Origin of the sequence: Fodinibius halophilus, from assembly GCF_011059105.1 — a bacterium.
Classification (GTDB): Bacteria; Bacteroidota; Rhodothermia; order Balneolales; family Balneolaceae; genus Fodinibius; species Fodinibius halophilus.
Map to the genome: position 1 here is coordinate 1 of NZ_JAALLS010000042.1, position 7,428 is coordinate 7,428.

9 protein-coding genes are annotated in these 7,428 nt (G+C 41.1%); 5 read left to right on the plus strand and 4 right to left on the minus strand.

Annotation, left to right across the window (positions count from 1 at the left end; translation table 11 throughout):
- The first annotated feature begins 143 nt into the window (after positions 1–143).
- The 3 genes from G3569_RS17790 (at position 144) to G3569_RS17800 (ending at position 1,841) form a co-directional block, all read left to right on the plus strand.
- Entirely contained in the window at positions 144–1,100 is a 957-nt protein-coding gene (locus G3569_RS17790) for an integron integrase (RefSeq protein WP_165271439.1), read from the plus strand.
- 44 nt (positions 1,101–1,144) lie between these two features.
- On the plus strand, positions 1,145–1,399 hold the full coding sequence (locus G3569_RS17795; protein ID WP_165271440.1) for a GIY-YIG nuclease family protein: 255 nt from the start codon (positions 1,145–1,147) through the stop codon (positions 1,397–1,399).
- Positions 1,400–1,541: 142 nt separating this feature from the next.
- Complete coding sequence (locus G3569_RS17800) at positions 1,542–1,841, plus strand: site-specific integrase (protein WP_165271441.1); 300 nt, start codon at positions 1,542–1,544, stop codon at positions 1,839–1,841.
- On the opposite strand, the gene G3569_RS17805 is transcribed toward G3569_RS17800, so the two are convergent.
- Complete coding sequence (locus G3569_RS17805) at positions 1,813–2,196, minus strand: hypothetical protein (RefSeq protein ID WP_165271442.1); 384 nt, start codon at positions 2,194–2,196, stop codon at positions 1,813–1,815. The two genes, G3569_RS17800 and G3569_RS17805, sit on opposite strands and share 29 nt — an antisense overlap.
- Before the next feature lie 322 nt (positions 2,197–2,518).
- Here G3569_RS17805 and G3569_RS17810 point away from each other — a divergent pair, with 322 nt between their 5' ends.
- Positions 2,519–3,559: a LacI family DNA-binding transcriptional regulator gene (locus G3569_RS17810; protein WP_165271443.1), complete on the plus strand. Its 1,041-nt coding sequence runs from the start codon at positions 2,519–2,521 to the stop codon at positions 3,557–3,559.
- An 862-nt stretch (positions 3,560–4,421) separates the two neighbouring features.
- Here the strand turns inward: G3569_RS17810 and G3569_RS17815 are convergent.
- From G3569_RS17815 to G3569_RS17825, 3 genes are all read right to left on the minus strand, one after another.
- The gene (locus G3569_RS17815) at positions 4,422–4,772 is read right to left on the minus strand and encodes an avidin-fold protein (RefSeq protein ID WP_165271444.1); all 351 of its coding nucleotides are present in this window, start codon (positions 4,770–4,772) and stop codon (positions 4,422–4,424) included.
- Complete coding sequence (locus G3569_RS17820; RefSeq protein WP_165271445.1) at positions 4,750–6,465, minus strand: MutS-related protein; 1,716 nt, start codon at positions 6,463–6,465, stop codon at positions 4,750–4,752. The genes G3569_RS17815 and G3569_RS17820 overlap by 23 nt, the downstream gene beginning before the upstream one ends.
- Before the next feature lie 213 nt (positions 6,466–6,678).
- Positions 6,679–6,846 carry a hypothetical protein gene (locus G3569_RS17825; RefSeq protein WP_165271446.1) on the minus strand — a complete coding sequence of 56 codons (168 nt, stop codon included), beginning with the start codon at positions 6,844–6,846 and terminating at the stop codon, positions 6,679–6,681.
- A gap of 258 nt (positions 6,847–7,104) precedes the next feature.
- On the opposite strand from G3569_RS17825, the gene G3569_RS17830 reads away from it, so the two are divergent.
- Positions 7,105–7,398, plus strand: coding sequence for a cupin domain-containing protein (locus tag G3569_RS17830; protein WP_165271447.1), 294 nt, complete (start codon positions 7,105–7,107; stop codon positions 7,396–7,398).
- Positions 7,399–7,428 lie beyond the last annotated feature (30 nt).

A 7,428-nucleotide genomic window follows, 5' to 3' on the forward strand; every position in this document is an offset into this window, starting at 1 on the left:
GCCTATTTTTGTTCATATTATGTGTCTCAATTTCTACATAGTCATACACATAATGTGTATGCATAATATGATATTATGTGTAAGGATTTTGCTGCTTGCCGGTCCTACTAAAAAAACAGAGGATCAAAATAGAGTAGACAATTATGGCCAGTCAGCTGCTTCAAAAAGTGAGAGAGGAAATAAGAAGACGAAATTATAGCTACCGCACGGAGAAAGCCTATATCCGCTGGATAACGCGATTTGTAAAATTTCACAAACTTACCCATCCCCAAAAAATGGGGAAGGATGAGGTCGTGGAGTTTCTCAATTGGTTAGCAAATGAAAGAAACGTGGCTGCTTCTACACAAAATCAAGCGTTATGTGCTATTGTTTTTCTGTATAAGCAGGTATTGGAAGAGAAGTTAGGGCAATTTGATAATCTTACCAGGGCAAAAGAATCGGAACATCTTCCGGTTGTGTTATCACGATCTGAGGTGCAAAAAATAATTAGACTTGTAGAAGATGATGCTCGATTGATGGTGGAACTTCTCTACGGAAGCGGTCTTCGAAAATCAGAATGTCTCAGGTTACGTGTCAAAGATATAGACTTTGAGTTCAACCAACTTTGGGTGCGCAATGGCAAAGGGAAGAAAGATCGGACTACAATAATGCCACAGAAATCTAAACAGAAGCTCAAAGACCAAGTTAAAAAAGTAAGACTACTACATAACAAGGATTTAAATAATGGGCAGGGGAGTGTAGTATTACCAAAAGCATTATCCAAAAAGTATCCAAAGCTAAATAAAACATTGGGGTGGCAATACCTTTTTCCAACTACTAAAATTAGTACAGATCCCCGATCGGGATTAAAACAGCGGTATCACCGTTCTTCATCATATCTGCACAAAGCAATTAAAGAAGCGGTACAAGAAACAGATATCCTTAAAAAGGTAAGTAGCCACACTTTTCGACATTCTTTTGCTACGCACCTTCTAAATGATGGTTATGATATCCGAACGGTACAAGAGTTACTTGGACATAAAAATGTCAAAACCACCATGGTTTATACGCATGTGATTAAAAACAAAGGGAGTGTGGTACAATCTCCGATTGATTGTTGAAATGAGTCACTGCTAACCCAACCATCCCGTTAGAAATTTACCGTATGAGTTTTCACTATGTATACCTGCTGGAAAGTAAGAACGATGGTAACTGGTATACGGGTTACACCCGAGATCTACGAAAGCGCCTTCAGCAACACAGGCAAGGCAAAGTGCCATCCACCAAGCATCGCCTGCCGATAACGCTGATCTATTTTGAAGGATGTAAAAGCAAGTCCGATGCCTTAGCCCACGAACGATATCTAAAGTCAGGCCCGGGCAAGCGTTACCTCCGTAACCGACTCAAGAGATCGTTATAACAAGACTCATTTCTAACGGGACGCATGTGATTAAAAACAAAGGGAGTGTGGTACAGTCACCTATTGCTGGGTAATTTGATTGAATTTTGTAAGGATTTACTCTCTGGGGGATCATACTTATAAAAAGATAACCGGAGAGATTATGGCACAGTCACCACTGCTTAGCAAAATGAGAACCGAGATCCGCCGCCAACAGTACAGTTATTTTACCGAACGCGCCTATATAAAATGGGTTGTTCAGTTTGTTAAGTACCACAACATGCAGCATCCTTCAGAATTGGACGAAGAAGATGTATTGCGATTCCTTATCTACCTGGAAGAAAACAAAGAGTATTCACTTCCCATACAAAAGCAGGCTCTATGCGCGTTGCTCTTTTTATATGATCGAATACTCAATAAGCCGCTAAAAACACTCAGTAGACCTCAAGTATTCGAATCGTAGCGTGTCCGATATCGTCGCTGGATTCAATAGCAGCTTCCAAATCCGTTTCAAGTCCTATAGCTATAGTACGCTCGTGGTAGCGCTGATGACGGCTGTTTCCCAGCCTAACGCTTTCTTTGGCACCTTCTATTGTAAGAGTCGAACTATTATACACTTCAATATGAAGCAACATATTAATTGATCTTTTGACATCGATTTCTAAAAACTTTTTACGGGTTTCATCAGATGAAATATGGAATATTTCTATCTGAGGCTGATCAGACAGGTCGTCTAAGGATTTAATAGTGTTATTTTGTTTTCGATTCGACTTTGTTTGATCACTTGGTTTTTCCATGGTGTTATATGCGAGAGCCATAATATTACTATTCCGTTGTTCCTGCCGATGTTGAATTATTAAGTTGATATTACAAGAACAAACCCTCAATGTAACTACATGATTATGTGGTATCTATGTGAGAAGTGGTTTCGTGAAAAGGTGAAAGGCCTGTTATAAGAGCTTTATTTCGAATATTATTCGGTGCTACCACCATATTAATTGTTGGTTCCGCCACAAAAAAAAGGTTATTTTGGGCTATATTTAAATAGAAAGCATATGTCGGGTGTCATTGGGGCTTTTGCAATGATTTTCTTACTATCAATAAACTTTTTTACATGTTGAATACTAAACCCTACTTCTTGTGAGTTCAAATGTAACCTTAAAACACATTGCGAAAGAACTGGGATTATCGGCCATGACCGTTTCGCGGGCATTAAATGATCGCTCCAACGTTAGTGAAAAAACAAAAAAGCGGGTGATCGAAAAAGCAAAGAGTATGGGCTACACCCCTAATCATGTAGCCAAAAGCCTGGTATCCAGTAAAACATACACCATTGGGGTTGTTATTCCACAGATAACGCATTCCTTTTTTCCTGAAGTAGTCAGAGGTATTGAAGAGGTTACCAATGCATCTAACTATCAGTTGTTTCTGACCAATGCCAACGAAGAGTTTAGTCGCGAAAAGGAAGCGATACGTACACTCCAGTCAAAACGAGTGGATGGGCTGTTAATTTCTTCTTCACAGGATGTTAAAGACTACTCTTTTTATGAGGAAATCATTAACTCCGGGACGGTAATTGTATTTTTTGATCGCTGCATCGAAAATATCGGGGCCAGTTGCGTAAGCGTCAATGACCGTGCCAGCTCCCGACAGATAACAGAACACCTTATTGAGGTACACGGGTATACGAAGATCGCACATCTCAGTGGTCCGCCCGAAGTTTCAGTAGGAATGAAGCGAAAAAATGGCTATCTGGATGCTCTTCGTAGTCACGATCTTGAGATTAATAATAAATGGATCACAGAAGGGGGATTTCAAGAAGAGTCTGCTCAAAAAGCGATGCAGAAACTTCTGGAACTGCCCAAAGACGAGCATCCCGAGGCTGTAGTGGCAGTAAACGACCCCTCCGCACTGGGCGCAATCAGTGCTATTAAATCAGCGGGCTTATCTGTACCTGATGATATAGCTGTTGTGGGTTTTACGGATGATGTTCGAGCCCCTCTGTTGGAAGTGCCTTTAACCACCGTACATCAGCCTGCCTACGAAGTAGGGAAGAGGGCAGCTCGTCGTCTGCTTCGCAGTATCGACAACCCTGATGAACCTGCCGAAAATATTGAAGTACTTACCTCTCTTAAAATCCGGCAATCATGTGGCTGCCCACCTGCTGAAACAAATACCTGATCGCAGAGTTATTTATTGAGTCATATATCTATTGCAGGCATTTGTATAAGAAAGTCTGTCTCTTTTCAGTCAAAGCTATAAACCAAATTCAAGCAACCAAAGGCCTATCCTCCTAAAGAAGCTGAGAAATCGTTATTGTTTACATGCAAACCCACTCCTGACCTCTCCCTATAACCAGGGCGAGGGACGTTTATCCACAATATGTGCCGGATTTTAATTTGAGCAGGTTACTTTTTACAAAAGTCTCTTCCGCTGCGTACAGGGGAAGAACAAGATGGGGTCAGAAAACCCAAGAATGAAATGAGTTTTAAAAGGCAAACCAATATCGAGCCAGAAATGTAGTTCCAATTTGCTCACTCCATACTCGCTCTACTGTTCGCAGGGAGAGGAACTCTTGCCTGTTATTCCTACTTATTTATTAAAGCAGATATCCTTTCAGAGACTCTCAGTTTAATCTCTAGCTAAATACTTCTTAGAAAAGTCTCTTCCCCTGAGTGCAGGGAAAGAACAAGAAGGGGTCAGAGCGGGGCAACCAACAGTATGATCTCGTAAAGAAGCTGTAAAATATTTCGTGATTGTATACTGAACTAGTCCTGATCTCTCCCTAAGGGACGCCGGTCTGTTACTCGTGCTTGTCTATAAGCTCCATAGACTTTCCGGGTATCTCAGCTAGTTTTCATTTAATTATCCATTAAAAAAGCCTCTTCCGCTGCGCGTAGTGAAAAATCTTTGTTGAGCTGCTTCATACAAGTATCATTTGTATCTTTAGGGGCAATCCATATACAAGAATGAAGGACACCTTGCGTAAACGGGGCCCAACAGGCGGGACACGTTGATTATTATTACCGACACAGAAATGGAGTTAGGGGATTTCCTCAATAATGGATTCGCCTTCAGACCTATCTCCACAGGTCCATTGCCACTTTTCATGCATTCTAAGTCTGCCATCGTTCAACTGTTCCGGGGTAGAAAAACATCTACCCGTCATAAGCTCACCTTTACTGTTAATATGAGAGTAGCGCATGTCCAGGCAATGGTTATTTACGACCTTGGCAATAAGGGTACCGCGTTGTACACCGCCACCCCGATAATCGGCCCATACGATATCGCCTTGTTGATGATAATAAAATATAGTTTTGCCATCTACTTCGCCATTTTCTGAGTTTTTAACAGAGCGAAAGCAACGTCCATCATAATTGATCGTATTCTCCATCTTCTTCAGTTGAATTAATTCTGTAATTAATAACCCCTTGGTTCTCAAGTACTTCTGACATCTTCATCGCGCCCTCAACAACTGTAGGCGGATAATCACTCAGTTCCAACAGCTTGATAGCATTTCTGGTTGAGGAATGCCCTGGTTTAATTTTGTAATCAAAAAACAGCGATTCTTCCCTTACCTCTTCAGCAAAATGATAAAATTCATATTCATCTTCCAACAAGGTAACAAGTTCAAGATCATGGGTAGAAGCCAGAACAAAATCCTTGTCACTATTCAGCCACTTCAATACCTGCATAGAAGCAGCAATACGTTCAATAGTGTTGGTACCGCGGAATATCTCATCCAAAAGAAAAAGTGTAGGTTTTTTTGATGAGGATGAAGAATCGATCAGTTCTTTTACACGTTCAACTTCTCCCATATAAAAGCTCTTGCCCTCGGTAAGCTGGTCCTCACGACGCATTGAAGAGATAACATTGCAAAAGGGCAGTGTGGCTTCATCAGCACAACAAAAGTTGAAGGTCTGTGCCAGGACTTGATTAACACCCATCGTTTTTAAAAATGTTGTTTTGCCAGACATATTAGAACCGGTAACCAGAATCCCTTTTTGCTTAATTGTCATTGAATTGGGGACAGGATTTTCCAACAGCGGATGATATGCTTGATGATAGGAAATGCCGGCATTGGTGTTATCCAGTGTGGGGTGGCAATAGCGACAAAGCGAGTGCCGGAAAGAAGCAGCAGCTATAAAAGCGTCAAGTTGCCCAATAGTTGCATAGAGCGACGTTATCAGCTCCTTCTTTTGCTTTATAATATTGATAGAGAGCGTAAACATATTGATCTTCATCAGGCAAAGAATATTAATATAATCCCATACTAAACTACCAATGTTATCGGGATTACTTTCGTGGAGGTAGGCACTAACCCGCTTTTTTAGCTTGGCAAGTTGTTTGGTTTGATTCCTGATCTGTTTGCCTTTTTTGCCCAACGGATTTCCATGTTTTTTATCGAGTGCTCCAATAGCTTCTGCTGTTTTCAAAAAGGGACGTAAGCCACTAAGGGCAGCGGTATAGCGGGCAATATTATTACCAATAATATATTGGATGAGCAGATTTACTGCAGGTATCAGCCCTAAAGCTATAAAAAAGGCAGGATCAAAAAAGCCTAATCCAATTGTACTGACAGCTAGAAAAGGAATAGCGAGAAACAGATAATAATACAAAGGAATAGTTGGGAGCTCACTAAAAAGCAGTTTGGGCAGTCGCCAGATACTATAATCAGTCAGATTTCGCAGTTCCATCTGTAGATCAAGCCGGAAATCCGGGTTGTCAGCGAATATATCAAGAAGAGCTTCTCTCTCTTGCAGCTTTTTATCATCGTATAGCGGTGTTCGCAGCAGGTGAAACAACATCTGTTGGCCAATATAACTCTGTGTGCTATCAACACGTTTAAACAGTTCTGGAAAATTTAAGTCTTCCCAGGTTTTATCATCCAGAGGGGCAGTATCTATCTGTGACTTAACAAGATCGTGGTATTGACGAACTTGTGCCCAATTATGGTCCTTCATTTGGGGTTCGCCCCAAGAGGCTGCCAACTTTTCTCTGATCTTTTTCTTTCTCTGAATGCGATGATAAAACCAATATCCGGCAATTGCTGATACTCCCAATACAATTGATATGAATTGTAGCATAGTGGTATAATAGATCCGATCATTTTAGGCTTAAATAGCTTTTTTCATAGCTAATATTTGCATTTCAACAATAGCATATGTTGTTGTTGGAAGCAATCAGGGGACGGGATTTTTTACTGTATCTGTAACACCCATCGTATACAGCTTAACTTATGGCCAGATTACAGTCATAGTTATATCCCGATAGAACAGTAGGAAGACCAGTACCCTGTGTTACCCGGATCGCTTTTTGTAAACCCAGCCGGATTTCAACATCGCCAGCCATGCGCCATCACTAAATCCTGAACCCATATAGGGTAGGGGCTGGGGATGAGGCATTTCACCATCTTCGTAGGTATTCAAAAAAGGTCGCGATCCATACTTATTGCCGTTTGTGATCATTGTGTTGGGGGTTCCGCTATCCTTCCAACAAAAAAGCCAGGTATCCCCCAATAAAGACTACCACTATTTCGGTCAGCCACCAGCCAATCTTAGACCATAATGTTATATTTTTCACCCTTCTTTTTAATTGCATATCGATTTTTTTGGATAGGAGATTGATTACGAGCTTTTATCATAACTAATAATTCACAAGCTGCATATCAATATAACATCCGTTACTTTAAAAAATCTAACAATTGCAATAATAGTAATTAAGCTATGAAATCAACCTCATTTGGCACTTTGGATATCCTGCTACAGGATGATGACCAGCCTGTAATTGAGCATTTGGTATTTGAGAATAGCGGCCGCGGGCATTCGCATGATCAGTATGAGACCTTTGTGGTACTAAAAGGAAGGGGCAAGGTGATCAGCGGCGAAAAAGAGTATAGCGTCAAGGCAGGTAGCCAGGTAACTATTCCCCCGAATACCACCCACTGGATGGAACCGGCCCCTGCCAGCACAATGGAAGGCTTTCTGTGGTATCATGAGAAGCCCCTAGAAATAAATTAACGCGTTTACCGATTAAGTTAGGCTGCTAAG

Coding starts and splice junctions, on each gene's coding strand:
- G3569_RS17825 (WP_165271446.1), bottom strand. CDS start 6,846: ATGATCACAAACGGCAATAAGTATGGATCGCGACCTTTTTTGAATACC.
- G3569_RS17790 (WP_165271439.1), top strand. CDS start 144: ATGGCCAGTCAGCTGCTTCAAAAAGTGAGAGAGGAAATAAGAAGACGA.
- G3569_RS17830 (WP_165271447.1), top strand. CDS start 7,105: ATGAAATCAACCTCATTTGGCACTTTGGATATCCTGCTACAGGATGAT.
- G3569_RS17805 (WP_165271442.1), bottom strand. CDS start 2,196: ATGGCTCTCGCATATAACACCATGGAAAAACCAAGTGATCAAACAAAG.
- G3569_RS17795 (WP_165271440.1), top strand. CDS start 1,145: ATGAGTTTTCACTATGTATACCTGCTGGAAAGTAAGAACGATGGTAAC.
- G3569_RS17800 (WP_165271441.1), top strand. CDS start 1,542: ATGGCACAGTCACCACTGCTTAGCAAAATGAGAACCGAGATCCGCCGC.
- G3569_RS17820 (WP_165271445.1), bottom strand. CDS start 6,465: ATGCTACAATTCATATCAATTGTATTGGGAGTATCAGCAATTGCCGGA.
- G3569_RS17815 (WP_165271444.1), bottom strand. CDS start 4,772: ATGGAGAATACGATCAATTATGATGGACGTTGCTTTCGCTCTGTTAAA.